The organism is Catenuloplanes niger (genome assembly GCF_031458255.1).
Classification (GTDB): Bacteria; Actinomycetota; Actinomycetes; order Mycobacteriales; family Micromonosporaceae; genus Catenuloplanes; species Catenuloplanes niger.
Genome location: NZ_JAVDYC010000001.1, coordinates 3,167,478 through 3,191,821, shown reverse-complemented (window position 1 = coordinate 3,191,821; position 24,344 = coordinate 3,167,478). Strand labels below are relative to the sequence as shown.

22 protein-coding genes are annotated in these 24,344 nt (G+C 72.3%); 9 read left to right on the top strand and 13 right to left on the bottom strand.

Annotated elements, in window-relative coordinates; genetic code table 11:
- Window positions 1-36 precede the first annotated feature (36 nt).
- From J2S44_RS13810 to J2S44_RS13800, 3 genes are all read right to left on the bottom strand, one after another.
- Complete coding sequence (locus J2S44_RS13810) at window positions 37-1,449, bottom strand: NAD(P)/FAD-dependent oxidoreductase (RefSeq protein WP_310413050.1); 1,413 nt, start codon at window positions 1,447-1,449, stop codon at window positions 37-39.
- Entirely contained in the window at window positions 1,449-2,795 is a 1,347-nt protein-coding gene (locus tag J2S44_RS13805) for an aspartate aminotransferase family protein (protein WP_310429646.1), read from the bottom strand. The genes J2S44_RS13810 and J2S44_RS13805 overlap by 1 nt, the downstream gene beginning before the upstream one ends.
- A 123-nt stretch (window positions 2,796-2,918) precedes the next feature.
- Entirely contained in the window at window positions 2,919-3,419 is a 501-nt protein-coding gene (locus J2S44_RS13800; RefSeq protein ID WP_310413048.1) for an Lrp/AsnC family transcriptional regulator, read from the bottom strand.
- Window positions 3,420-3,606: 187 nt separating this feature from the next.
- On the opposite strand from J2S44_RS13800, the gene J2S44_RS13795 reads away from it, so the two are divergent.
- Genes J2S44_RS13795 through J2S44_RS13775 form a run of 5 tightly spaced genes read left to right on the top strand, consistent with a single transcriptional unit; the run spans window position 3,607 to window position 9,071 of the window.
- Window positions 3,607-4,833 (top strand): polyamine ABC transporter substrate-binding protein, encoded by a 1,227-nt coding sequence (locus tag J2S44_RS13795; protein WP_310413045.1) that lies wholly within the window; start codon window positions 3,607-3,609, stop codon window positions 4,831-4,833.
- Between the two features lie 59 nt (window positions 4,834-4,892).
- Window positions 4,893-6,020, top strand: coding sequence for an ABC transporter ATP-binding protein (locus J2S44_RS13790; protein ID WP_310413041.1), 1,128 nt, complete (start codon window positions 4,893-4,895; stop codon window positions 6,018-6,020).
- Window positions 6,017-6,922, top strand: a complete 906-nt coding sequence (locus J2S44_RS13785; protein WP_310413039.1) for an ABC transporter permease — start codon at window positions 6,017-6,019, stop codon at window positions 6,920-6,922. The genes J2S44_RS13790 and J2S44_RS13785 overlap by 4 nt, the downstream gene beginning before the upstream one ends.
- Window positions 6,919-7,698 carry an ABC transporter permease gene (locus tag J2S44_RS13780; protein WP_310413036.1) on the top strand — a complete coding sequence of 260 codons (780 nt, stop codon included), beginning with the start codon at window positions 6,919-6,921 and terminating at the stop codon, window positions 7,696-7,698. Before J2S44_RS13785 ends, J2S44_RS13780 begins: the two co-directional genes overlap by 4 nt.
- Window positions 7,695-9,071, top strand: a complete 1,377-nt coding sequence (locus tag J2S44_RS13775; protein ID WP_310413033.1) for an NAD(P)/FAD-dependent oxidoreductase — start codon at window positions 7,695-7,697, stop codon at window positions 9,069-9,071. Before J2S44_RS13780 ends, J2S44_RS13775 begins: the two co-directional genes overlap by 4 nt.
- 298 nt (window positions 9,072-9,369) lie before the next feature.
- On the opposite strand, the gene J2S44_RS13770 is transcribed toward J2S44_RS13775, so the two are convergent.
- From J2S44_RS13770 to J2S44_RS13745, 6 genes are all read right to left on the bottom strand, one after another.
- Window positions 9,370-10,926, bottom strand: coding sequence for an alpha/beta hydrolase (locus tag J2S44_RS13770; protein ID WP_310413030.1), 1,557 nt, complete (start codon window positions 10,924-10,926; stop codon window positions 9,370-9,372).
- A 93-nt stretch (window positions 10,927-11,019) separates the two neighbouring features.
- The gene (locus J2S44_RS13765) at window positions 11,020-12,561 is read right to left on the bottom strand and encodes a beta-N-acetylhexosaminidase (RefSeq protein ID WP_310413028.1); all 1,542 of its coding nucleotides are present in this window, start codon (window positions 12,559-12,561) and stop codon (window positions 11,020-11,022) included.
- Window positions 12,562-12,632: 71 nt separating this feature from the next.
- Window positions 12,633-13,796, bottom strand: coding sequence for a carbohydrate-binding protein (locus J2S44_RS13760; RefSeq protein ID WP_310413025.1), 1,164 nt, complete (start codon window positions 13,794-13,796; stop codon window positions 12,633-12,635).
- Between the two features lie 24 nt (window positions 13,797-13,820).
- A complete protein-coding gene (locus tag J2S44_RS13755; protein ID WP_310413022.1) occupies window positions 13,821-14,639 on the bottom strand; it encodes a carbohydrate ABC transporter permease in 819 nt (272 codons plus the stop codon).
- Complete coding sequence (locus tag J2S44_RS13750; RefSeq protein WP_310413019.1) at window positions 14,636-15,577, bottom strand: carbohydrate ABC transporter permease; 942 nt, start codon at window positions 15,575-15,577, stop codon at window positions 14,636-14,638. The genes J2S44_RS13755 and J2S44_RS13750 overlap by 4 nt, the downstream gene beginning before the upstream one ends.
- A 1-nt stretch (window position 15,578) precedes the next feature.
- Window positions 15,579-16,853, bottom strand: coding sequence for an extracellular solute-binding protein (locus tag J2S44_RS13745; RefSeq protein WP_310429644.1), 1,275 nt, complete (start codon window positions 16,851-16,853; stop codon window positions 15,579-15,581).
- 184 nt (window positions 16,854-17,037) lie between these two features.
- Here J2S44_RS13745 and J2S44_RS13740 point away from each other — a divergent pair, with 184 nt between their 5' ends.
- Window positions 17,038-17,748: a GntR family transcriptional regulator gene (locus J2S44_RS13740; RefSeq protein WP_310413016.1), complete on the top strand. Its 711-nt coding sequence runs from the start codon at window positions 17,038-17,040 to the stop codon at window positions 17,746-17,748.
- A 29-nt stretch (window positions 17,749-17,777) separates the two neighbouring features.
- Here J2S44_RS13740 and J2S44_RS13735 read toward each other — a convergent pair whose 3' ends face one another.
- A complete protein-coding gene (locus tag J2S44_RS13735; RefSeq protein WP_310413013.1) occupies window positions 17,778-18,737 on the bottom strand; it encodes a glycoside hydrolase family 16 protein in 960 nt (319 codons plus the stop codon).
- A gap of 133 nt (window positions 18,738-18,870) precedes the next feature.
- Between J2S44_RS13735 and J2S44_RS13730 the strand changes: the two genes are divergently transcribed.
- The gene (locus J2S44_RS13730) at window positions 18,871-19,476 is read left to right on the top strand and encodes a TetR/AcrR family transcriptional regulator (RefSeq protein ID WP_310413011.1); all 606 of its coding nucleotides are present in this window, start codon (window positions 18,871-18,873) and stop codon (window positions 19,474-19,476) included.
- 65 nt (window positions 19,477-19,541) lie between these two features.
- Here the strand turns inward: J2S44_RS13730 and J2S44_RS13725 are convergent, their stop codons facing one another.
- Both J2S44_RS13725 and J2S44_RS13720 read right to left on the bottom strand, forming a co-directional pair.
- Window positions 19,542-20,702, bottom strand: a complete 1,161-nt coding sequence (locus J2S44_RS13725) for a monooxygenase (RefSeq protein ID WP_310413008.1) — start codon at window positions 20,700-20,702, stop codon at window positions 19,542-19,544.
- Window positions 20,703-20,950: 248 nt separating this feature from the next.
- Window positions 20,951-21,826 carry a LysR family transcriptional regulator ArgP gene (locus J2S44_RS13720; RefSeq protein ID WP_310413005.1) on the bottom strand — a complete coding sequence of 292 codons (876 nt, stop codon included), beginning with the start codon at window positions 21,824-21,826 and terminating at the stop codon, window positions 20,951-20,953.
- Window positions 21,827-21,896: 70 nt separating this feature from the next.
- On the opposite strand from J2S44_RS13720, the gene J2S44_RS13715 reads away from it, so the two are divergent.
- Window positions 21,897-22,490: a LysE/ArgO family amino acid transporter gene (locus J2S44_RS13715; RefSeq protein ID WP_310413002.1), complete on the top strand. Its 594-nt coding sequence runs from the start codon at window positions 21,897-21,899 to the stop codon at window positions 22,488-22,490.
- A gap of 71 nt (window positions 22,491-22,561) precedes the next feature.
- Window positions 22,562-23,035: a hypothetical protein gene (locus J2S44_RS13710; RefSeq protein ID WP_310412999.1), complete on the top strand. Its 474-nt coding sequence runs from the start codon at window positions 22,562-22,564 to the stop codon at window positions 23,033-23,035.
- On the opposite strand, the gene J2S44_RS13705 is transcribed toward J2S44_RS13710, so the two are convergent.
- Window positions 22,973-24,220 (bottom strand): GAF domain-containing protein, encoded by a 1,248-nt coding sequence (locus J2S44_RS13705; RefSeq protein WP_310412996.1) that lies wholly within the window; start codon window positions 24,218-24,220, stop codon window positions 22,973-22,975. The genes J2S44_RS13710 and J2S44_RS13705 overlap by 63 nt on opposite strands.
- Window positions 24,221-24,344: the final 124 nt, after the last annotated feature.

Here is a 24,344-nt window from a genome sequence, read left to right as displayed (position 1 = left end):
CCATTCCGTTGCGGGGCGCTTCGGTGGTCGAGGAACTCAGCCGCCGAGGAGGCGGTCGAAGAGCGCGGCGCGGCGCGAGGGGCGGCCGGAGCGGGACTCGGCGGCGTCGGCGGTGCCCATGACGGTCAGGCCGGCGTTGACGCCGAGCCAGCGGAGCGGCTCCGGCTCCCAGCGCGGCGAGCGGTGACCGACCCAGGGCAGCCGGGTCAGCGCGGTGGACTCGCCCGTGATCAGGTCGGCGAGGGTGCGGCCGGCCAGGTTGCTGGTGCCGACGCCGTCGCCGACGTAACCACCGGCCCAGGCGAAGCCGTGCGCGAGACCGACCGAGGCGTGCCAGTCGCGGGCGACGCCGAGCGGGCCGCCCCAGGTGTGCGTGATGTCTACGTCGTCCGGCAGCGCGGGGAAGAGGTCGCGGAGCGTGGCCGCGAGCGACGCGAAGACGCGCGGATCGCGGTCGAACTCGGGCCGGACCGCCGAGCCGAAGTGGTACGGCGCGCCGCGCCCGCCGAACGCCAGCCGGCCGTCCGCGGTGCGCTGGCCGTAGACGATCAGGTGCCGGTAGTCGCTGATCGTCTCGCGCGCGGCCAGCCCGGTCCGCTCCCAGAACGACGCGGGCAGCGGCTCGGTGGCGATCATCAGCGAGTAGAGCGGTGCCAGCGCACGCCGCCCGCCGGGCAGCGTGGCGGTGTAGCCCTCGGTCGCCCGGACCACCACGTCCGCGCGCACCCGGCCGAACGGGGTCACGGCGACGCCGCGGCGCCCTCCGCCGGGACGGCCGTCGTCGCGGCGTGGGCCGGCGCGGCCGGGCGTCAGCGCGGTCACCGGCGTGCGCTCGTAGATCGTCACGCCGAGCCGCTCGACCGCGCGCGCCAGCCCGCGGACCAGCCGGGCCGGGTGGACGGTCGCGCAGTGCGGGGTCCAGACGCCGCCGAGCACGCCGGACGCGGCGCACCGGGCGGACGCCTCCGCCGCGCTCAGCAGCGAGAGGTCGGCACCGAGCCCGGCCGCCTCGGCGACCTCGGCGCGGGCGCGGGCCAGCTGCGCCGGGGAGCGGGCGAGCGTGAGGCTGCCGCCCTTGGCCCAGTGGCAGTCGATGCCCTCGGCCGCGGCCACCCGGCCGACCTCGTCGACCGTGTCGTTCAGCGCCTGCCGCATCGCGACCGCGGCGTCCCGGCCGTGCCGGCGTGCGATCGAGGCGTCCGAGGTGGGGAAGAGCGCGGAGCACCAGCCGCCGTTGCGGCCGGACGCGCCGTACCCGGCGATCTCCTTCTCCAGCACCGCGATCCGCAGCGACGGGTCCGCCCTGGCCAGGTAGTAGGCGGTCCAGAGACCGGTGTAGCCGGCACCGGCGACCACGACGTCGGCGTCCCGGTCGCCGGGCAGCGACGGTCGCGGCGTCAGGTCGTCGTCCACACCGGACATCCAGAACGAGACGCCGCGATAGTCCATCAGATCCGGCCGTACGCCTCGGTGAGCACCGCGCGCAGGATGCGCTCCATCTCGTCGAACTCGGCCTGGCCCGCGGTCAGCGGCGGCGCGAGCTGGACGACCGGGTCGCCGCGGTCGTCGGCGCGGCAGTAGAGCCCGGCCTCGAACAGCGCGTCGGACAGGAAGCCGCGCAGCAGCCGCTCCGACTCCGCGTCGTCGAACGTCTCCCGGGTGGTCTTGTCCTTGACCAGCTCGATCCCGTAGAAGTACCCGTCACCGCGCACGTCGCCGACGATCGGCAGGTCGTGCAGCTTCTCCAGCGTCGAGCGGAACGCCGCCTCGTTCGCCCGGACGTGCCCGTTCAGGTCCTCGCGGGCCATCAGGTCGATGTTGGCGAGCGCGACCGCGGACGAGACCGGGTGCCCGCCGAACGTGATGCCGTGCAGGAACGCGACCCCGTCGCGCAGGAACGGCTCGATCAGCCGGTCGCTCGCGACGGTCGCGCCGAGCGGCGAGTAACCCGAGGTCAGCGCCTTCGCGGTGGTGATGATGTCCGGCTGGTAGCCGTAGCGCAGCGCGCCGAACCAGTCGCCGAGCCGGCCCCACGCGCAGATCACCTCGTCGGAGACGAGCAGCACGTCGTACCGGTCGCAGATCTCGCGGACCCGCTGGAAGTAGCCGGGTGGCGGCGGGAAGCAGCCGCCCGCGTTCTGCACCGGTTCCAGGAAGACCGCGGCGACCGTGTCCGCGCCCTCGCGCTCGATCGCGCGCGCGATCTCGTCCGCGGCCCACTCGCCGAACGCGACCGGGTCGTCGCCGTGCACCGGCGCGCGGTAGATGTTCGTGTTCGCCGTCTTGACGCCGCCGGTGACCAGCGGCTCGAAGTCGGCCTTGATCGCGGGCAGGCCGGTGATGGAGAGCGCGCCCATCGTGGTGCCGTGGTACGACAGGTAGCGGCTGATCACCTTGTGCTTGCCCGGCTTGCCGGTCTTCCGGAAGTACGCCCGGGCCAGTTTCCACGCGGTCTCCACCGCCTCGGAGCCGCCGGTGGTGAAGAACACCCGGTTGAGGTCGCCGGGGGTGAGCCCGGCGATCCGCTCGGACAGCTCGATCGCGGTCGGGTGGGCGACGCCCCAGAGCGGGAAGTAGGCCAGCTCCGCGGCCTGCTTCGCGGCGGCCTCGGCCAGCTCGGTGCGCCCGTGACCGGCGTTGACGGTGAACAGGCCGGCGATGCCGTCGAGGTAGCGGCGGCCCTTGTCGTCCCAGACGTACGAGCCCTCGCCGCGCACGATGGTGGGCACCTGGCCGTCGCGGAAGCTGGACATCCGGGTGAAGTGCATCCAGAGGTGGTCGGTCGGCTTGGCCATGGTCAGCCCTAACGGAGTCGTCATCGCGGTCCTTACCGTTATCGCACACCGATTCCGTGAGTGGCAAGGCGCAGTGACGACGGAAACCGTGCCGGTCGGGCTATTTGTCTACGGTTTTCGCAACTATGCCGTACCCCAGCTGTAGGTCTGTTTCCGTAGTTTGAGGTAGACGAACGCCTCGGTGGAGAGCACACCCTCCACCGTCCGGATCCGCTGGAGGATCTCGAGCAGATGGTCGTCGTTGCGGCAGACCACCTCCGCCATGATCTCGAACGATCCGGCGGTGATCACCACGTAGCTGCACTCGTCCAGCTCGGCGATCCGGTCCGCGATCACCCGCAGGTCCCCGGTGGTCCGGACGCCGATCATGGCCTGGCGCGGGAACCCCAGCTGGAGCGGGTCGGTGACCGCGACGATCTGCATCACACCCGCGTCGAGCAGGCGCTGCACCCGCTGCCGCACCGCGGCCTCGGACAGCCCGACCGCCTTCCCGATCGCCGCGTACGGCCGTCGCCCGTCCTCCTGCAACTGCTCGATGATCTGCTTGGCGACGTCGTCGAGCAGCGGGTGCCCCTCGCGGACGGTGATGCGCCGGCCGTTACCCGCCGGTGTGCTCTGGGCCATACGGAAGTCTCCTTCGTAACCGTTCCGACTCAAAGTCTGCGGTATTTCGTTGCGCGGGGACAGATACGCAACGGATTCCCTTGTGGCCGTACGCATCTTGCATGTGAGAGCCGTTCGTCTAATCTAGGGCGACCCCTTATCCTCGCTTTTCTCGCCACCAGCGGGACCCCTTGTACAGGAGCCGTGAATGCGTAAGCCACCCCGTGCACCGCTGTCGCCGGAGGCGTCGGCGGTCATCTCCGCCTTCACGGTCTCCCGGCGCACGCTGATGCGGGGCACGCTGGCCTCGTCCGCGCTCGTCGCCGCCGGTGGGGTGCTGACCGCGTGCGGGACCCAGGGGCAGACGCAGACCGCCGAGGGCTGCGTCAGCGAGGACCTCTCCGCCACCGAGAAGACGCTGTCCTTCTCCAACTGGCCGCTCTACCTGGACGTCGACGCGCAGGACGAGTCGAAGCACCCGACGCTGGACGCGTTCACCGCGCAGACCGGCATCGCGGTCACCTACACCGAGGACATCAACGACAACAACGAATTCTTCGGTAAGGTGCAGAACCAGCTCGCCGGCTGCCAGCCGACGAATCGCGACGTCATGGTGCTCACCGACTGGATGGGCGCGCGCCTGATCCGGCTCGGCTGGCTGCAGAAGCTGGACGTCGCGAAGATGCCGAACGTGCAGGCGAACCTGCTCTCGTCGCTGCGCAACCGGGCGTTCGACCCGGCCGGCGAATACTCCGTCCCGTGGCAGGGCGGCCTCTCCGGCCTCGCCTACAACGCGGCCGTCACCGGCGAGATCCGCACCGTGGACGAGCTGCTCACCCGGGCGGACCTGAAGGGCCGGGTCACCGCGTTCGCCGAGATGCGCGACACGATCGGCCTGCTGCTGCAGTCCAACGGGCACGACCCGTCGAACTTCACCGCGGCGCAGTTCGACGACGCGCTGGCCAAGCTGCAGAAGGCGGTGGACTCCGGGCAGATCCGCCGGTTCACCGGCAACGACTACGCCACCGAACTGGCCGGCGGCGACATCGCGGCCTGCATGGCGTGGTCCGGCGACGTCATTCAGCTCTCCGCCGAGGACGAGAAGGTGCGGTTCGTCATTCCGGAGTCGGGCGTCATCCAATATTCGGACGACATGATGGTGCCGAACAAGGCGACGCACAAGGCGAACGCCGAGGCACTGATGAATTACTACTACGACCCGGCAGTGGCCGCCGAGGTGGCCGCCTATGTGAACTACATCTGCCCGGTCGAGGGCGCGCGGGCCGAGGCGGAGAAGACCGATCCGGAGCTCGCGGCGAACACGCTCATCTTCCCGGACGAGACCGTCACGTCCAAGGCGAAGGGCTTCATGGCGCTCGACGAGGCCACCGAGAAGGCGTACGAGCAGAAGTTCCAGGCCGTCATCGGTGCCTGACCGATCATCACCCGTATCTTCATGGCGGGCGATGATCGGCGACGAGCTACGGAGCAGCGATGAGTGTTGACGGCGAGGGCCTGCGCCTGGCCGGCGTGACCAAGCGGTTCGGGGCGTTCACCGCGGTGGACGACCTGACGCTGACCATCCCGCAGGGCGCGTTCTTCGCGCTGCTCGGCGCGTCCGGCTGCGGCAAGACCACCACGCTGCGGATGGTGGCCGGGCTGGAGGAACCCACCGCCGGGCAGATCACGCTGGGCGGCACGGACATCACCCGGCTGCGGCCGTACCGGCGGCCGGTCAACACCGTGTTCCAGAGCTACGCGCTGTTCCCGCACCTGAGCATCGCCGAGAACGTCGCGTTCGGCCTGCGGCGCAAGGGCGTCAAGCACGTCGCGCCGCAGGTCGAGTCGATGCTGTCGCTGGTCGAGCTGGCCGGCTTCGGCAACCGCCGGCCGGCCCAGCTCTCCGGCGGCCAGCAGCAGCGGGTCGCGCTGGCCCGCGCGCTGATCAACCACCCGCAGGTGCTGCTGCTCGACGAGCCGCTCGGCGCGCTCGACCTGAAGCTGCGCCGGCAGATGCAGATCGAGCTCAAGCGCATCCAGACCGAGGTCGGCATCACGTTCGTGCACGTCACGCACGACCAGGAGGAGGCCATGACGATGGCCGACACGGTCGCGGTGATGAACGCGGGGCGGATCGAGCAGCTCGGCGCGCCGGCCGAGATCTACGAGTTCCCGGCCACGCCGTTCGTGGCGAACTTCCTCGGCCAGTCCAACCTGCTGGCCGCGGCCGGCAACGGGCGCAGCGGCGACGACCTGCTGGTCACCGCGCACGGCGCGCGGTTCAGCGTGCCGGCCGCCCGGTCCCGGGCCACCGGCGACGACGTCTACCTGGGCGTCCGGCCGGAGAAGATGACGCTGCTGGTCGGCGGCGACGTGCCGGGCGGGTTCCAGCACGTCACCGGCACCGTCACCGACTCGTCCTACGTGGGCGTCAGCACGCAGTACCTGGTCCGGACCGCCTGGGACACCGACCTGTCCGTCTTCGCGCCGAACGTCGGCGTGGGCGGGCCGCTGCCGAACGGCACCGAGGTGACCGTCGCCTGGAATCCCGCGCACGCGTTCCTGCTCGACCGGGCACACGGCGCGGGCGACTCGACGCAGGCGCTGGTGGAGACGGCATGAGTGTTGCGGCTATCGGTGCGGGGGCCGGATCGGGTGCCCCGCCGCCGCCCCGTCCGTCGCGGCGGACGTGGCTGCCGTACCTGCTGCTGCTTCCCGCGGGCCTGTGGCTGCTGGTCTTCTTCGTGATCCCGCTGGTGCAGCTCGGCGCGACCAGCCTCTACGACCCGAGCGGCTCGCTGACCACCGGGTACGCGATGACCTGGGAGTTCGGCAACTACCCGGTCGCGTTCGAGGCCTACCGGTGGCACTTCCTCCGGTCGCTCGGCTACGCGGCCGCGGCCACCGTGATCTGCCTGCTGCTCGGCTACCCGCTGGCCTACGCGATCGCGCACCGCGCCGGCCGGTGGAAGAACCTGATGCTGGTCGGCGTGATCGCGCCGTTCTTCACCAGTTTCCTGGTCCGCACGCTCGCCTGGAAGACGATCCTGTCGGACAACGGCGTGATCGTCGAGGCGCTGCGCGCGGTGCACCTGCTCGGCGCGGACGGCCGGCTGCTGGCCACGCCGACCGCGGTCATCATGGGCCTGGTCTACAACTTCCTGCCGTTCATGGTGCTGCCGCTCTACGCGAACCTGGAACGGCTGGACCGGCGGGTGCTGGAGGCGGCGAGCGACCTCTACGCCGGCCCGGTCAGCACGTTCTTCCGGGTCACGCTGCCGCTGAGCATGCCGGGCGTGGTGGCGGGCACGCTGCTCACGTTCATCCCGGCGGCCGGCGACTACATCAACGCGGAGCTGCTCGGCACGCCCCGGCAGTACATGATCGGCAACGTGATCGACTCGGCGTTCCTGGTCCGGCTGGACTATCCGCAGGCGGCCGCGCTCTCGTTCATCCTGATGGCCGCGGTCCTGGCGATCGTGGTCGTCTACGTGCGCCGCTCCGGCACGGAGGAGGTGCTGTGAGGCGCAACTGGGTCCTCGTCGTCGGCCTGCTCGTCCTGCTCTACCTCTTCCTGCCGATCTTCGTGGTGGCCGGGCTGTCGTTCAACGAGCCGACCAGCCGCCTGTCGTACGACTTCCACCGGTTCACGCTGGACAACTGGGCCGACCCGTGCGGCCCCGGCGACATGTGCGACGCGGTCGGCCGCAGCATCCAGATCGGGCTGCTGTCCACGCTCATCGCCACGCTGCTCGGCACGCTGATGGCGTTCGCGCTGGCCCGGCACCGGTTCCGCGGTCGCGCCGCCACCAACCTGCTGGTCTTCCTGCCGATGGCCACACCCGAGGTGGTGATGGGCTCGTCGCTGCTCGCGCTCTTCGTGGCCGGTGGCGTCTCACTCGGCTTCTGGACCGTGGTGATCGCACACGTGATGTTCTGCGTGTCGTTCGTGGTGGTGACCGTGAAGGCGCGGCTGGCCGGGCTCGACCCGGCGCTGGAGGAGGCCGCGATGGACCTCTACGCCGGCGAGTGGCAGACGTTCCGCCGGATCACGCTGCCGCTGGTCGCGCCCGGCATCGTCGCGGCCGCGCTGCTGTCGTTCTCGCTGTCGTTCGACGACTTCATCATCACGAACTTCACCTCCGGCACCACGGTCACGTTCCCGATGTACGTCTGGGGCGCGGCCCAGCGCGGCATCCCGCCGCAGGTCAACGTGGTCGGCACGGCGATGTTCGGAATCGCGGTGATCCTCGTGCTGGGAGGCGAGATCATCAGCCGGCGCCGGAACCGGCTCGGATGAGGTCGCTGCGGGACGCCGCGCCGGTCCCGTACTGGCTGGACCGTCCGGACCGCCCCGACCCGCTGCCACCGCTGTCCGGCGACCGGCGCGCGGACCTGGCGATCGTCGGTGGCGGCTACGCCGGGCTGTGGGCCGCGGTGCTGGCCAAGCAGGCCGATCCGGCGCTGGACGTGGCCGTGCTGGAGGCCGGCACCTGCGGGTGGGCCGCGTCCGGCCGCAACGCGGGGTTCTGCGCCACCAGCCTGACCGGTGGGCTCGCCAACGGCCACGCCCGCTTCCCGGACGACCTGGTCCGGCTGGAGCGGCTCGGCACCGAGAACCTGGACGCGATCGAGTCGTTCGTCGCGCGGCACGGCATCGACTGCGACTTCGTCCGCTCCGGCGAGCTGAAGGTGGCGACCGAGGCGTACCAGGTGGCGCAGCTGGCCGAGAACGCGGTGCTGGCCATGGCGTACGGCCGGACCGTGCGCCTGCTCGACTCCGCCGCGGTCCGCGCCGAGGTCGGCTCGCCGACCTACCTCTACGCGGCCTGGGACCGGCGCGGCACCGCGCTGGTCGACCCGGCCCGCCTCGCCTGGGGCCTGCGCCGCGTCGCGCTCGACTCGGGGGTGCGGATCTTCGAGCACACCCGGGTCACCGGGCTCGCCGACACCGGCGCCGCGGTCCGGCTGACCACCGCGCACGGCCGGCTCCGGGCCGGGAAGGCGATCCTGGCCACGCACGCGTTCCCGCCGCTGCTGCGCCGCCTGCGGCACTACGTGGCACCGGTCTACGACTACGCGCTGATGACCGAGCCGCTGACCGCCGCGCAGCTCGCGTCCGTCGGCTGGCGCCGCCGGCAGGGCGTGTCCGACCTGGGGAACCGGTTCCATTACTACCGGATCACCGCGGACCGGCGGATCCTGTTCGGCGGCTACGACCCGGTCTTCCACGCCGGCGGCCGGATGGCACCGGCGCTCGCACAGCGCCAGGCCTCGTTCGAGACACTGGCCCGGCACTTCGCCACGACGTTCCCGCAGCTCGCGGACGTCCGCTTCAGCCACCGGTGGGGCGGCGCGGTCGACGCCAGCACCCGCCTCTTCGCCTTCCACGGCACCGCCTGCGGCGGCAAACTCGCCTACGCCGCCGGCTTCACCGGCCTGGGCGTCTCCGCCACCCGCTTCGCTGCCCGGGTCAGCCTCGACCTGCTCAGCGGCACCCGCACCGCACTCACCGAGCTCGCCACGGTCCGCCGCAAGCCACTGCCCTGGCCCCCGGAACCGGCCCGCACGCTCGGCATCGCGCTCACCCGCCGCTCCCGCGCCCACGCCGACGACCACGAGGGCCGCCCCGACCTGTGGCTCCGCACGATGCGCCGCCTCGGCCTGGGCTGACAAAACCCTTAGAAGCAGACATTCCCGCTTCCGCCGTGGTGCCGCCCGCATGCTCCCGCGGGCCACGCTCGTCGCTGGCGCTCCTCGCTGCACGATCCGCGGGTGGCTGCGAGAACCCCGCCTCGGTGGGATTCGCCGTGGCGGGGCGGCCCCGTTCGCACCGCGGAACCGGCAGGGAGGCCGGCCACGGCCGAGCGGTGCCCGCGGGAGCACCGCGAAGCGGCCACGCCGGAAGCGGGAAGATCCGCTTCCGAGGGGTTGGTGACGTGGAGCCGCCGCGGGGCGGCCCCACGGGTAGCTAGTTCGTGGTGGCGGGTTGCAGCGTGCAGGTGGTGCCGTCGGCGGGGGTGCGGAGGTTGATCAGGTAGTCGGCGACGATGTCGTTGACGCAGGGGTTCGTGCCGGAGGCGGTGATCGTGTGGCCCCAGCCGTCGACGGTGAGCAGGCTGCCGCCGAGCGTTTCGGCCAGGCTGATGCCGCCGGAGTGCGGCGTGGTGGTGTCGTTCGTGATGGAGACGGTCAGCGTGGGCGGGAGGCCCTCGATCGTCGGCGGGAACGGGTAGCCGGGCTTCGGTGCGGCCGGCCACGCCTCGCAGGTGTCCCGGGCGCCGTCGACGCCTTGGCCGGAGTCCAGGAACGGCGCGGTCGTCCACAGCCGCCGGCGCATCTCGACGGCCTGTTCCGGGGTCAGCCGCTCCTCGTCCATGCAGTTGATGGCGACGGAGGCGTCCAGGAACGCCCCGGCCGCACCGGCCGCGTCGTTGACCCGGTCGATGATGGCGAGCATCGTGTCCGCGTTGCCCTTGCGAAGGTCGCCGATGCCGAGCGTGATGGCCGGCCAGGCGCGCGGGTCGTAGAGCGCGCTGATGGTGAGGTCGCTGACCGAGCGGAACGTCAGCTTCCGGCCGTCCGAGCCGGTGAGCGGCGTGGTGGCGAGTGGCTGGACCGCCTCCTGGTAGACGCGCGTCGCGGCGGCCGGGTCCGGGCCGAGCCCGCAGTCCGGCTTGGCCGCGCAGTCGGCCGCCATCGCGTCGAACGCCTTCTGGAACGCGGCGAAGCTGGAGACGCGCCGGTCGGCGAACCGCAGCTGCGGGTCGACCGCGCCGTCGACGGCCATCGCGCGGACGTGCTGCGGGAACTCGCGGGCGTAGAGCGCGCCGATCCGGGTGCCGTAGCTGTGGCCGAAGAAGGTCAGCTTCTCCTGGCCGAGCGCGGCGCGCATCACGTCCATGTCCCGTGCCGTGTCCCGCGAGGACATCGCGCCGAGGGCCTGGGCGCCGCCGGACCGGGTGGTGCACCGGTCGGCCATCCGCCGGGTGTCCTCGGCGGTCGCCTTGACGTCCGTGACGATGAACTCGAACGCGACCTCCGGGTTCGCGTAGTCCTCCTCGGTGAAGCAGGAGGCGGCGGGTTTCGTGGCGCCGACGCCCCGGGTGTCGAAGCCGATCAGGTCGAAGCGCTCGGTGATCGGGCTGGTCGCCAGCGCCGCCGCGGTGGTGGCGGCGAAGTTCAGGCCGAGCACGCCGGGGCCGCCGCCGTGCAGGACCAGCGGCCCGAGCGATTCACCGCGGGCGGGGACGCGCAGCATCGCGATCTGCGCGGTCCCGCCGTCCGGCTCGTCGTAGTTCAGCGGGACCTCCAGGCGGGCGCACCGGTAGGTCGGGTTGCCGGCGAACAGGTCGCGGTCGGCGTCCGTGGTGGCGTATCCGTCGCAGGACCCGAAGGTGAGCGTCTGCTCGTAGAAGCGGTCGAGCGCGTCGGTCTGCGCCGGCGCGGACGGCGTGCAGGCCGCGAGCACGAGGATCGCGGGTAGTGCCGCGGCCGTCAGCGCCGCGCGGAGGGGTGAGATGGGCACGGTGTTCCTCTCAGCGGTGGACGAGTGCCGCTGATTTGCCCTAGCCGTATAGGGCTAAAACCGTGTCCTTGGGGCAGAGTGGCATAGTGACTGCTAGTCCAATGGGCGATAGTTCAGGCCCGCCTCGTCGAAGCGGCGGAGGTGCGCGCGCAGCCGGGTGCGGAAGGAGTCCGGCGCGGCCGGCGTGCCCCAGGCGATCTCGGCCACCGCGGCCAGGCGGGGCAGCAGGTTGTACTCGGCGCCGGCCGGGGTCGGGGTGTACTCCGACCATAGGTTGGCCTGCACGCCGATCACCCGGGACGGAAGGTCCTGGGGTAGGCCGGCGGGCTCCGGGCGGTAGGTGTAGACGTGGTCCAGCGTGGTCGGCCCGTGCCCCTCGGCGTAACCGGTGCGGATGGAGAGCGGCTCGCCCGGCGCGTCCGACGCGGGGTAGTCCAGGTAGAGGTGCTCGTGCGGGGTCGCGATCACGTCGTGGCCGTCGCGCAGCCCTTCGGCGATCCGGTCGTGCCCACGCCACGCCATCACGATCGCGTCCGGGGGCGCGGCCTGGCCGACCAGCTCGTCCCAGAGCACGGCGCGCCGGCCGTTGCGGGCGACGTGCGCCGCGGCCCGGCGGATCCACCAGCCGAGCAGGTCCTCGGCGCCGGTCAGGCCCTCGGCCGCGATCCGGTCCGCGGCGGCCGGGGAGGTGCGCCACTCGTCCAGCGGTACCTCGTCGCCACCCAGGTGGATCCACGGGCTCGGGAAGACGTCCATCAGCTCGTCCAGCACGTCCGTGACGAACGCGACCGTCTCGTCCGCGACGTTCAGCACCCGGTGGCTGACGCCGAACCGGGTCCACACCTCGGGCGGGTTCGCCGGATCGTTGCCGAGCCGGGGGTACGCCGCGATCGCGGCCTGCATGTGGCCGGGCAGATCGATCTCCGGGACGATCGTGACGCCGCGCCGGGCCGCGTAGGCGACCAGGTCCCGCAGCTCGTCCTGGGTGTAGAAACCGCCGTGCGGCGTACCGTCGGACAGCCCTTCGGTCTCGTGCCCGCGCGGCGACGACGCGCGGAACGCGCCCACCTCGGTCAGCCGCGGATGTTTGCGCACCTCGAAGCGCCAGCCCTGGTCGTCGGTGAGGTGCAGGTGCAGCACGTTCATCCGGTGCATGGCGAGCACGTCGACGACCGTGCGCAGCCAGGCGACCGGCTTGTGCCAGCGCCCGACGTCGATCAGCAGCCCGCGCCAGGGGTAACGCGGCGTGTCCACGATCGAGACCGGCGTGACGGTCCAGGACACGTCGAGGACGGGACCGGACGCGAACGCCGAGGCCGGGAGCAGCTGCCGCAGCGCCTGCACGGCCCAGCGCAGTCCGGCCGACCCGGTCGCGACCGCGGTCACGCCGGTCCGGGCCACGTCCAGCCGGTACCCCTCCGCGCCGAGGTCCGTCGCGGCCGGGTCGACGAGCATCGCGATTGCCTGCGGACCGGGGTCGGGCGCGTCCGGCAGCGGCAGGCCGGTGACCGGGGTGAGCAGCTCGCGCAGCAGTGCGGCGACCTCCGGCGCGTCCGGCGCGTGGATCGTGGTCGCCGGCGTGAGCGCGAAGGACCCGGAGCTGTCCGAGATCGAGACGGGCCGGGGGATCAGCATGAGGCCTCCAGAGTGTGTGACGCCGCCCTTCCTCTACGTAAGCAGAAAGGGCGGCGGAAGCGAAGCGGACGTCAGCAGGGGCCGAGGTCGCGCCACTGTGCGGTGATGCCGGGTTCGGAGCCCTGCGTCCACCAGTTCGCCTGCCACAGCCGGCCGTTGTGGGTGACCCGGTCACCACCCAGGTAGACCGTGCCCCAGGCCCACGGGTTCGCGCCCGCGCAGGAGACCGGCGGCGGTGTGGTCGGCCGTACCGTGGGCGTGGTCGTCGGGTTTCCCGGGGTGGCGGTCGGGCCGGTCGGGCAGCCGCCGCCGGCCAGCGTGTCCTCGTGCACCCGGCCCGCGCCGCGGTACGCCGCCGTCCGCGCGTTCAGGTCCGCCGGCGACACCGACTCGTTCTTTGCGTAGTAGACCCAGTCCACGTGTTCCTGGTAGGTCGCCCGCCCGCCGGTGTGCGCGGCCAGGTCGATGAACCACAGGTTGAAGTTGATCGACATGGCCGCGCGCGGGTAGACGCTCCACGCCGGGTCCTTCTCCGACACCGTGTGGTCGCCGACCTGCACGCCGTCGATGAAGTACTTGACGTGCCCGTTCGCCACCTGGCCCAGGACGGTGTGCCACCCGGCCAGGCTGCCGGTCTGCTGGGAGTGCGCGTTGTACGGGTCCCACGGATCCTCCCGGTACCCGTTCCAGCTGGTCTGGTAGTTGATCGACCCGGTGACGCCCCAGCCGCCGTTCGGCAGGTACTCGGAGAAGTCCAGTTCGGAGTAGAGCGGGTCGTAGTCGAAGCGCTGGCCCGGCCCGATCGCGAAGAACGTCTCGTTGATGTGGTCGCCGTCCGGCCCGCTGACCGGCGCGTCGGAGAACTTGATCCGCGCCGCGTAGGTGCCCTCGAAGAAACGCCGCTCGGTCTGCAGGAACTCCGCGTGCGTGGTCCCGGCCGCGGTGCCGTCCGTGGACGCCTGCAGCTGTGCCACCTTCTGCCCGTCCACGGTCGGGAACGAGATGTTCGCCGCGGACCAGGTCGCGCCGGGCACGCCGGGGCCGCCCGCGTTGTTCCGCGCGGTCCAGCCGTGCCCGGTGAACGCGCTGTCGGCCGGGGACGTGTAGTTGAAGTCGTCGAACAGCACACCGCAGGCGGCCGCGGCGTCCGCGGACGCGGTGCCGGTGGCTATCAGCCCGCCGGCCGCGGTGACCAGGGCGGCAGCGGCGAGCGCTGTCCTTCGTACCGTTGGCATGGGTCCTCCTCGGGGGATGGGGATTCAGCCCTTGACCGCGCCGGCGCTCATGCCGGCCACGGCGCGTCGCTGAACCAGCAGGAAGAAGACGACGACCGGGAGCGTGAACAGGAAGGCGACCGCCATCTGCGGCCCGTGGTCGACGTCGTCGCGGCCGATGAACGACTGGATGTAGACCGGCAGCGGGTAGTTCCTCGGGTCGTTGATCAGCACGTACGCGTAGGTGAACTCGGTCCAGGCCGTGATGAACGCGAAGATCGAGGTGGCCAGCAACCCCGGCGCGACCAGTGGGAACAACACCCGCCAGAACGTCTGCCAGCGGGTCGCGCCGTCCATCGCCGCGGCCTCCTCCAGGTCGACCGGGATCGACGCGACGAACCCGCGCAGCATCCACGCGGTGAACGGCACCGTGATCGACAGGTAGACCAGCATCAGCCCGGGCAGCCGGCCGAGCAGGTGCGTCTCGCGCAGCATCAGGTAGAACGGGATGAACAGCGCCTCGCCCGGGATCATCTGCACGATGATCAGGCCGAGCACGAAGCCGGTCCGGCCGCGGAACGTGAACCGGGCCAGCGCGACCGCGGCCATCAGCGCGACCAGCGTGCCGGCCGTCACCACGGTCACGGTGACGGTGAGCGAGGCGCGCAGCGCGGCCCAGAACTCACCGTCGCCGAGCACCCGGGCGAAGTGTCCGAACTCGAGCGGCCACGGGACCAGGACCGGTGGGTGGCTGACGATGTCCGCGTCCGGCTTGAGCGCGGTCGACGCCATCCAGTAGACCGGGAGGACGAACAGCGCCGCGAGGACCACACAGGCACTGTTCACCAGCGCGCGGCGGGTCATCGGGCCTCCTGCCGCATGGCCCGGACGTAGATCCAGGAGAGGCCGAGCAGCAGCACGGTCATCAGCACCGCGATCGTGGACGCGACGCCGAACTGCGAGCCGACGATGCCCTTCTGGTAGATGTAGACGCCCAGCATCACGGTGCCCTGGTAGGGGCCGCCCTTGGTGGTGAGCCAGACCTGCGGGAAGACCTTCGTGTCCCAGATGACGGAGAGCACGGTGAGGATCGCGTAGATCGGCCGCAGCAGCGGGAACGTGATGCGCCAGAAGATCCGGTACGCGCCCGCGCCGTCCACCCGCGCGGCCTCGCCCAGCTCCGGCGGCACGGTCAGCAGCCCGGCGTAGATCGACAGCGCGGCGAACGGCACCGCGCCCCAGACCACGATCGAGACCAGCACGGCGAACGCGGACCACTGGTCGCCGAGCCAGGACCGGTGCCGGCACTCGCACAGCCCGGACTCGGTGAGCAGCCAGTTGACCACGCCGAACTCGGCGTCGAAGAGCCACTTGAAGACCACCGCGCCGATCAGCACGGGCGTCGCCCAGGCCACCACCATGCCGACCGAGAGCACCACCCGGGCCCACCGGCTCGCGTGGTGCAGCAGCAGCGCGGCGCCGGTGGCGACGGTCAGCGTCAGGGCCACACAGACCGCGGCGAATCCGACGGTACGTGGGAGCACGGTCCAGAACACCGGGTCGGTGAGCACGGACCGGTAGTTGTCCAGGCCCACCCACACCGTGCGGCGGGTGACCAGGTCGCCGAGGTTCCCGCGCTGGAAGCTGAGCGCCACCATCCGCCCGACCGGGTAGAGCAGCGTCGCGAACACCGCGATCGTGGCCGGGATCAGCAGCAGGTAGGGGGTCGCCACGCGGCGCCGGCCGCGGGTGCCGGGCGCGTCGACGGCCGGTGGCGCCACCGGTGCCAGGGTGGTGCTCACGTCAGGCCGCGTTCAGCATCTGGTCGATCTGCGCGTCGGCCTTCGCCGTGGCCTCGGCCACGGTGGCGTCGCCGGCCGCGATCGACTGCAGCATGTCCATCAGCACCTGCGCGTTGTCCACGTCGGACCACTTGGTGGAGGTGGGCGTGAACCAGCTCTTCGCGGCCGCGTCCATCTGGATCTTCGTGATGCCGGTGACCACGCCGGCGAGGCTGGTCGAGTTCGGCAGCAGGCCGTTCTGCGCCAGCAGCGTCTGGTACTTCGTGCCGGTCATCAGCTTGATCCAGTCGTACGCCAGGTCCTGGTGCGGGCTCGCGGCCGCGGACGCGAGGTTGGAGCCGCCGAGGAAGACCGGCATCGGCCCGGCCGTGCCCGGCACCGGGAACGCGGCCAGCTGGTCGGCCAGCTCCGGGTGGTCCTCACCGATCGAGCCGACCATCCAGGCCTGGCCGATGATCATGCCGGCGCGGCCCTCGGCCAGCACGTCCGGCAGGTTCGTCTCGTCCGCGTCGGCCGGTGCCCGGGAGATCGCCCTGACCAGCTCGGCCCAGTTGGTCAGCCCGGCCCGGGCCTGCGGGGTGGAGAGCGCGCCGGTCCAGCGGTCGCCGTCGCGGACCGCGATCGTGCCACCGGTGTCGTAGAGGAACGGCAGCGCCGCGTACTGGTAGCGGCCCGGGAAGTAGAGGCCGGAGAAGTCGCCGGCGGCGGCCCCGAAGCGGCCCGCGGCACCGGCCTGCTGCAGCTTCTCCCCGGCCGTGCGCAGCTCCGCCAGCGTGGCGGGCGGCGCGCTCAGCCCGGCCTTCGCCCACAGGTCCTTGCGGTAGATCACCACGCGGTCGCCGCCGTAGTACGGGACGCCGTACAGCCGGTCCTCGTAGCTGCCGGCCTCGCGCAGCCCCTGCAACCAGGTCGCCTGGTTCTCGAACTCGCGCCCGGTCAGCTCGGCCAGGCCGCCGGCGGCCGCGTACGCCAGCACGTCCGTGTTACCCATCTCCAGCACGTCCGGCGGGTCGTCGCCGGCCAGCGCGGTCTTCCACTTCACGTCGCGGCCGTCCCACTCCAGGACCTGGACCGCGACCGTGACGCCGGGGTGCGCGGCCTGGAACTCGGCGTTGATCTGCTGGAGCACCGCGTCCGGCGCGGAGTCCTTCATCAGCCAGACGTCGAGCGTGATCGGGCCGTCCTCGGCCGCGGGGCCGCCACAGGCCGCGGTGGCGCCGAGCGTGACGGCCGCGAGCGCGGCGCCGAGCGCGCGGCGGCGGGTCAGGGTGGTCATCACGATGTGCTCCCCAAGGGTGAGGGTGTCTCGCGTTGGGGAGAACGGTGGTCCAACCACTGGTTAAAGTCAAGACTCCTTGCAGATTTATAGGGTTCACTTAATGGGCGTTTCGCCCGCCTTTGCGCGGGGAAAAGGTTTACCACTGGGAAAAGTTGGCACAACGGGTTGGTATAGTCCGATCATGAAGCGGGCCGAGATCCGGGAACTGCTCCGTGAGCTGATCGACGGCCGCGAACCCGGCGAGATGATGCCGTCCGAGCGGCACCTCAGCGAGCGGTTCGGTGTCTCCCGCCCCACGCTGCGCGCCGCCATCGAGGACCTGACCAGGGACGGGCTGCTGGTCCGCAGCCACGGGCGGGGCACCTTCACGCCGCCCCGGAAGATCTCCCAGGAGCTCGCCCCGGCCAGTGCGGGCAACTTCACCGTGCCGCCGGCCGAGGGGGACTGGCGCAGCGAGGTCATCGACTTCCGGGTCGAGCCGGCCGGTGCGCGGCTCGGCCGCCGGATGGCGCTCTCGCCGGGCGAGTCACTGCGGTACATCCAGCGGGTCCGCGTGGTCGACGGCGCGCCGATGGCGATCGAGCGCATCCGGATCCCGGCCGAGCTGGTCCCCGGCCTCGCGCCGGCCGACGTCGAAACCGGGTCGCTCTACCAGCTGTTGCGCATGCGGTACGAGGTGGTGGTGGCGGACGCGGTGCAGACCACCGAGCCCACGGTCACGGACGCGGAGGAGTCACGGCTGCTCGGCGTACCGCTGCACGCCCCCGCCCTGCTCTTCGAGCGCACCACCCGGGACACGTCCGGCCGGGTGGTGGAGTTCGCCCGGTCCATCTACCGCGGCGACCGGTACCGGATCACCACGCACCTGGCCTTCGGGAACGACGCCGGATAGGTCCCGGCGCCGCCCCCTCCCGGACCCGGTCAGCAGCCGCCGAGCGTGTCCTCGCGCGCGGTGCCGGCGGCGCGGTAGGCCGCGGTACGCGCGTCCAGCTCGGCCGGCGAGACCGCCTCCTCGTCCGCGTAGTACACCCAGTCGACGTGCTCCTGGTACGTGGACCGGCCGCCGGAGTGCCCGGCCAGATCGATGAACCACAGGTTGAAGTTGAGGCCCATCTCCACGCGCGGGAAGACCGACCGCGACCCGTCCTTGTAGTCCACGGTGTGCTCGGCGACCCGGACACCGTCCACGAAGTACGTCACGCGCCCGTCCACGGCCTGGCCGACGATCGTGTGCCAGCCGGCCAGGCTGCCGTCCTGCGCGTCGCTGGCGTTGTACGGGTCCCACGGATCGGCCCGGAACCCGTTGTAGCTGGTCTGGTAGTTGGTCGGGCCGTCCGTGCCCCAGCCGCCGTTCGGCAGGTACTCGGTGAAGTCCAACTCGGAGTAGAGCGGGTCGTAGTCGAACCGCTGCACCGGGCCCATCGCGAAGAACGTCTGGTTGACGTGGTCACCGTCCGGGCCGCTGACCGGCGTGTCGGACAGCTTGATCCGGGCCGCGTAGGTGCCCTCCAGGAACCGCTTCTCGGCCTGGTAGAACTCGGCCTGCGTGGTGCCGGCCGCGGTGCCGTCCGTGGAACCCCGCAGCTGCGCGACGCGCTGACCGTCCACATCGGCGAACGAGACGTTCGACGCGGACCAGCCCGCGCCGGGGACACCGGGGCCGCCCGCGTAGTTGCGCACCCGCCAGCCCTGACCGGCGAACGCGGCGTCCCCGGTCGTGCCGTAGCTGAAGTCGTCGAAGAACCGGCCGCACGCGGCGGTGGTCGTCGTGGGCCCGGTCTCGGCCAGCGCGTTGCCGGTGACCACCAGCCCGCCGCCGGCGGTGACCACCGCGGCCGCCGTGAGCAGTCCCAGCCGTACGCGTGAGGCTCCTGATCGCACCTTTTCTCCTGACTCGAGGGGATCTCGCCTTTCGACGCTGGTTCGCGCGCGCGGCGGAGTCAAGATCTTTCAGGGTCTCCTAAGAATGGTTTAGTGCGATGTTTGCCTGTCGATCCCACTACCCTCGGTCTCCGTGACCGAGTCGAACGCGCGGCGCGCCCGCGGCAGCTACACCAAGGGGCGGGCGAAACGGGCCGAGATCCTGCGGCACGCGGTCCTGGTGTTCGCCGAGTCCGGATATCGCGGCGGTTCGCTGAAGGAGATCGCGGACGGCGTCGGGCTCACCCAGGCCGGGCTGCTGCACCACTTCTCGTCCAAGGAACAGCTGCTCGCCGAGGTGCTCGACGAACGGGACGGCGCCGACCTGAGCCGGCTCGACGGCGAGCGCGGCTGGGCGTTCATCCAGGCGGTCGCGGACCTGGTGCGGCACAACGCCACCGTCCCGGGCCTGGTGCAGCTCTACGCCACGCTCTCCGGTGAGGCGGTCGCGGAGGACCACCCGGCACACGCGTTCTTCACCGACCGCTACCGCCGGATCCGCGGGCTGCTGGCCGAGGCGCTGCACGCGGCCAAGGCGGACGGGGACGTGACCGCGGACCTGGACGTGGACGCGACCACGGTGTCGATGATCGCGCTGATGGACGGCCTCCAGATCCAGTGGCTGCTCGACCGGGACACGGTCGACATGCCGGCGGTCCTGGAGGCCTTCCTCGCCCGGCTGCGCCCACCGGGCCGGTGACCCGGGCGGTCGATCCGGGTGTCGTTCCGGCCGTCGCGACGACCGGGACGACACCCGGAACCGCGCTACGAGCCGGACACGACCAGGATGCCGAGGCACATCTCGTCGCTGGTGCCCTCGCCCCACACGACGTACCGCGGCGGCAGGTCCCGCAGGGCCGGCAGCTGGCGGCGGAGCCCGGCGTCGTGTGTGCAACTGACCTTGAGCGAGTCGCCCGGCTTGATCTGGACCGGCGCGTCCAGCGGGCGGATCGCCTGGTCGTCGAAGTCGTACGCCGGGATGTCCAGCAACCTGGCCGCCTGCGGCGTGCCCGGGTTCAGCTCGACCGAGATGGCCCGGCCCAGCAGGTGCATGTGACCGGCGACCGCGTGCACGGTCATCGGTCGCGACACCGGGATCGTGCAGCTCTGCGACGTGCCCTGCTGCGGCGCCCGGCCGCCGTTGCAGCCCGCGTTGAGCTGCTCGACCGTCTGCCCGGCCCCGGCACCGAAACGCTTGGTCACGTCCGCGACCGCGGCCGCCCGGTCACACAGCGGCCCGGACTCGCCCGGCGCGCACGGCAGCTCGATCGGCGCGGTCAGCAGCGCGGTGTTCAGCGGCGTCAGGCTCGCGTCCGACAGCCGCAGCCGGATGGCCGACTGGTCCGTCGCGCTCGCCGCGGTCCGCGCGGCCAGCAGGTTGTAGTGGACCTGCATGACCAGGCGGCTGCCCGGCGGCATCGGGTAGCCGAGCGTGTCGTTCAGCAGCACCTCGTCCGCGCCCGGCGCCCAGTGCGCCACCCAGGCCGCGTCGCCGACACCCGCGTTGCCGAAGCAGCGCCAGCCGTCGCCGTCCTCGGACGCGTCCAGCTTCTCCGCCGCCGCGACCTGGCCGGGCTCCATCCGGAAGAAGATCGCGTGGTGCACGATCTCGTGGTTCTGCGGCAGGAACTGGCTGCCGGTCAGGAACGCGGCCTCGGTCAGCCCCGGATCGATCATGAAGCAGCGGTACTCGTCGGTGGCGCCGTCCGGAGCCTGCGGCGTGTACGGCCGGGCCATGGTCAGCTCCTGGAACCGCTCGCCGTCGCGCAGCGGTGCCGCGGGTGGTGGCGGCTGGTACTCGTGGCCGTGGCCGCCGCTCGCGGCCGGTGCGGCCGCCCGCTCGCCACCGTCGTCGGCCGTCGCGCAGGCCGTGGTGAGCAGGAGCGCGGCGAGCGCGGTACTGATCAGTTTGCTGCGATGTCGCACGAGGTCGTGCCTCCGTCCGCTAGTCGCCCCGTCGCATCAGGGCGGAGTCACCGATGTGCACCTTGACCGTCTCAGAGGGTGAGGGTCGGATTCATCGGGGATAACCCCGATGAATCCCCGACCGTTCCGGTGCCGGATGATCCGTTCCGCCCGAGCTCAGGGCCGCGCGGCGGCGACCCGGCCCGGCGTGGCGGCCCCGTCCGGCGCGGCGGTGACGGCCCGGCCCGGTGCAGCGGTGGCGGTCCCGCTCAGTGCAGTGCGGTGGCGGCCGCGGCGCGGACGGCCGTGGTGAGGGCCGCCAGCACGGCGGATTCCAGCCGCCAGTACTGCCAGTAGAGCGGCACGTCCACGTGCCGGCCCGGCGCCAGGTGGACCAGCCGGCCGGCCTCGACGTCCGCGGCCGCCATGAAGTCCGGCAGCAGGCCCCAGCCCAGACCGAGCCGGACCGCGGCGTCGAACGCGGACGACGCCGGCACGCAGTGCACGGGCGGATCCAGGTCGCGGCCGGTCACCTCGCGCGCGAACCGATGTTGCAGCACGTCCTTGCGGTTGAAGCGGACCATCGGCGCGTCCGGCAGCGCGTCCGCCGGTTCGCGTCCGGCGAACCAGGCCGCGTGCACCGCGGGCGCCGCGACCGGCAGATATCGCATCACGCCGAGCGGCAGCACCCGGCAGCCCTGCACCGGCGTGTGCTCCGTGGTGACCGCGGCCATCACGGTGCCGGCGCGCAGCAGCTCCGCCGTGTGCCCCTCGTCGTCCGTGTGCAGATCGAAGACCGCGTCGGGTACGTCCGCGAGCGCGGGCAGGAACCAGGACGCCAGTGAGTCCGCGTTCACCACGACCGCGACCCGCGCCCGGCCGGTCAGCGCGCCGCGCGCCGCGTCCAGCGCCTCCCGCTCCAGCAGCGCGATCTGGCCGCCCAGCCGGACCAGTGACGCACCGGCCGCGGTCGGCTCGCACGGCCGGGCCCGGCGCACCAGCACCTGGCCGACCACCTGCTCCAACGCCTTGATCCGCTGGCTCACCGCGGACGGCGTGACGTGCAGCGCCCGCGCGGCCGCGTCGAAGCTGCCGTGCGCGATCACCGCGTGGAACGTCGCGAGCTGCACCGGGTCCAGCGCCATTAAGCGATTCTAATGGCGCTGCAGAATCTTTAGCTGGAGTGCGGGCCGACGCGGCCCTAGCGTTCTCGGCATGGCATCCGTGCTGGCCGGGTTCGGCTTCTCGCTCACGCTGATCGTCGCGATCGGCGCCCAGAACGCGTTCGTGCTGCGCCAAGGCCTGCGCCGCGAGCACGTGCTCGCGGTCGTCGCGGTCTGCGCCGTCTCCGACGCCGTGCTGATCACCGCCGGGATCGCCGGCCTCGGCGCGCTGCTCGAGCGCGCACCGGCCGCGCTCACGGCCGTCCGCTGGGCCGGCGCCGCGTTCCTGCTCGGCTACGCCGCGCTGGCCGCCCGCCGCGCGCTGCGACCCGGCACGCTCACCCCGCTCGACCGCCCGCCGGCGACGCTGCGCGCCACGCTGCTCGCCTGCCTCGCGTTCACGTTCCTCAACCCGCACGTCTACCTGGACACGGTCGTGCTGCTCGGCACGATCGCGAACCAGGACCCGAACCAGTGGCTCTTCGGCACCGGCGCGGCCGCGGCCAGCGCGGTCTGGTTCACCGCACTCGGCTTCGGCGCGGTACGCCTCGCCCCGCTCCTCGCCCGGCCCGCCGCCTGGCGCGCCGTCGACGCCCTGATCGCCGCCGTGATGACCGCGCTCGCCGTCACCCTGCTGCTCGGCTGACCCCCTTTACACGCCCCGCCCGGCATCCCTGGAGTGCGGCTCCCAACAAGATCAACGAGGGCTGGCCGGGGATGACGACGACGAGGCGATGGCTCGAGCAGCGGCCCGGCCGCCGGTGGTTCCTGCGCATGCTGGGCTTCACCGTCGCGCTGATGCCGGTGCGAGTGCTGTTCCTGGCGCTGGTCATGACCCTCATCGACCACTCCGGCACCGGTGCGGTGCTGCCGCTGATCGGTCTGCTGCTCGTCGCGGACGGGTGGCTGGTCACCGGGCCGACGGTGCTGGTCCTCGGCATGCTCGCCACCCGGGTCGGGCGGATCAGCCAGACCCACGCCGGCTTCCGGAAGCTGAGTTACCGGCTGTTGCTGCCGGTCACCGCGATCGGCGGACTCGTCATCTTCACCCCGCTCTACTGGCTGCCGGTCGCGGTCGGGCAGTTCGTGGTCGCGGTGCGGGGGGTGCGGATCGCGGAGCTCGGGCCGTTACAGCCCGTACTCGCGGGTCAGGTCGCGGGTGCGGGCGGCGGCCAGGGCGCGGCGGGGTGACGAGGCCGGCAGCACGGCGGTGAGCGCCTCCCAGGCCTGGAGGTCGTCGCCGCCCCAGTCGGTGCGGACCCAGGTGTCCAGCAGCGCCGGGTCGCCGGAGCCGAAGACGGCGGCGCGCAGCCGGTCGTCGAGGGTGCGGCGCAGCCGGATCACGCCGGGCGCGTCCGAGCCGGGCAACAGCGGGCCGGCGTACGCGTCCAGTGCCTCGCCGACCAGGCCCGCGTCCAGCAACCGGGTCACGGTCAGGAAGTCCGCGGTCACGCCGGGCTCGACGCGGTAGGGACGGGAGCCGACCAGTGCCGGGCCGAGCGTGCGGCGCAGCCGGGACAGCTCCGCGCGCAGCGTCACCGGCGCCTGGTGGTCCTCGCCGTAGAGGTCCAGCGCCAGCTGCTCACCGGTGCGGCCCTCCGGGTGGCAGAGCAGCAGCGCCAGCAGCTCGCTGTGCCGCCGGCCCAGCCGGATCCGCCGCCCGGCCACGGTCAGCACCGCCTCGTCCCGGCCCAGCGCGGCCAACGACGCGGAACGGCCGGGCACGGGCGCGGCCAGCAGCGCCTCCGCGGCCCGCGCGGTCGCGGTGACCAGCGCCAGGCTGTGCGGGTTGGCCAGGTGGTCGCCGCCGGTCAGGTCGACCGCGCCGAGCAGCCGGCCGGACGCCGGGTCGTGGATCGGCGCGGCCGCGCACGTCCAGCGCTGGACCGGGCGGCTGAAGTGCTCGGTCGCGAAGATCTGCACGGAGTGGTCGACCGCGAGCGCGGTGCCGGGCGCGTTCGTGCCCGCGTGCGTCTCGTCCCAGCGCGCGCCGGGCACGAAGTTCATGGCCGCGGCCTGCCGCAGCACCGCGGTGTGCCCCTCCACCCAGAGCAGCCGGCCGCGCGCGTCGCAGACCGCCATCAGGTGCTCGCCGTCGTCCGCGATGGCGCCGAGCAGGTCGCGGAACAGCGGCAGCACGCGGGCCAGCGGATGCGCGGACCGGTACTCGGCCAGCTCGGCGTCGGTCAGGTCGGTGGGCGCGGTGGTGTCCGGGTCGACGGACGCGACCGCGGACCGGTGCCAGGACTCCGCGACGACGCTCCGGACCTGCGCGGTCGTGCCGCCGCTGATGAACGCGTCGTGCGCGCGACGGATCTGGCCGATGCGCTCGGCCGGGTCGGCGCCGAGCTGAAGGGCGAGCCACGGGTTGGACATCGGCGTCCTTCCCTGCGTCGGGCGGCGGACTATCGCTATCGTGACCCAGGTCACCCCGCGCTGCCAACCGTGCGGCGGGCGGTTGTCGCGGGCCGGTACTGTCGGCCGGCGCCTGCCAGGAGGA

Bases quoted from the DNA above. Each gene is read 5' to 3' on its own strand.
- J2S44_RS13810 (WP_310413050.1), bottom strand. From the start codon at position 1,449: ATGGACTATCGCGGCGTCTCGTTCTGGATGTCCGGTGTGGACGACGAC.
- J2S44_RS13805 (WP_310429646.1), bottom strand. From the start codon at position 2,795: ATGGCCAAGCCGACCGACCACCTCTGGATGCACTTCACCCGGATGTCC.
- J2S44_RS13800 (WP_310413048.1), bottom strand. From the start codon at position 3,419: ATGGCCCAGAGCACACCGGCGGGTAACGGCCGGCGCATCACCGTCCGC.
- J2S44_RS13795 (WP_310413045.1), top strand. From the start codon at position 3,607: ATGCGTAAGCCACCCCGTGCACCGCTGTCGCCGGAGGCGTCGGCGGTC.
- J2S44_RS13790 (WP_310413041.1), top strand. From the start codon at position 4,893: ATGAGTGTTGACGGCGAGGGCCTGCGCCTGGCCGGCGTGACCAAGCGG.
- J2S44_RS13785 (WP_310413039.1), top strand. From the start codon at position 6,017: ATGAGTGTTGCGGCTATCGGTGCGGGGGCCGGATCGGGTGCCCCGCCG.
- J2S44_RS13775 (WP_310413033.1), top strand. From the start codon at position 7,695: ATGAGGTCGCTGCGGGACGCCGCGCCGGTCCCGTACTGGCTGGACCGT.
- J2S44_RS13765 (WP_310413028.1), bottom strand. From the start codon at position 12,561: ATGCTGATCCCCCGGCCCGTCTCGATCTCGGACAGCTCCGGGTCCTTC.
- J2S44_RS13760 (WP_310413025.1), bottom strand. From the start codon at position 13,796: ATGCCAACGGTACGAAGGACAGCGCTCGCCGCTGCCGCCCTGGTCACC.
- J2S44_RS13755 (WP_310413022.1), bottom strand. From the start codon at position 14,639: ATGACCCGCCGCGCGCTGGTGAACAGTGCCTGTGTGGTCCTCGCGGCG.
- J2S44_RS13745 (WP_310429644.1), bottom strand. From the start codon at position 16,853: ATGACCACCCTGACCCGCCGCCGCGCGCTCGGCGCCGCGCTCGCGGCC.
- J2S44_RS13740 (WP_310413016.1), top strand. From the start codon at position 17,038: ATGAAGCGGGCCGAGATCCGGGAACTGCTCCGTGAGCTGATCGACGGC.
- J2S44_RS13720 (WP_310413005.1), bottom strand. From the start codon at position 21,826: ATGGCGCTGGACCCGGTGCAGCTCGCGACGTTCCACGCGGTGATCGCG.
- J2S44_RS13715 (WP_310413002.1), top strand. From the start codon at position 21,897: ATGGCATCCGTGCTGGCCGGGTTCGGCTTCTCGCTCACGCTGATCGTC.
- J2S44_RS13710 (WP_310412999.1), top strand. From the start codon at position 22,562: ATGACGACGACGAGGCGATGGCTCGAGCAGCGGCCCGGCCGCCGGTGG.
- J2S44_RS13705 (WP_310412996.1), bottom strand. From the start codon at position 24,220: ATGTCCAACCCGTGGCTCGCCCTTCAGCTCGGCGCCGACCCGGCCGAG.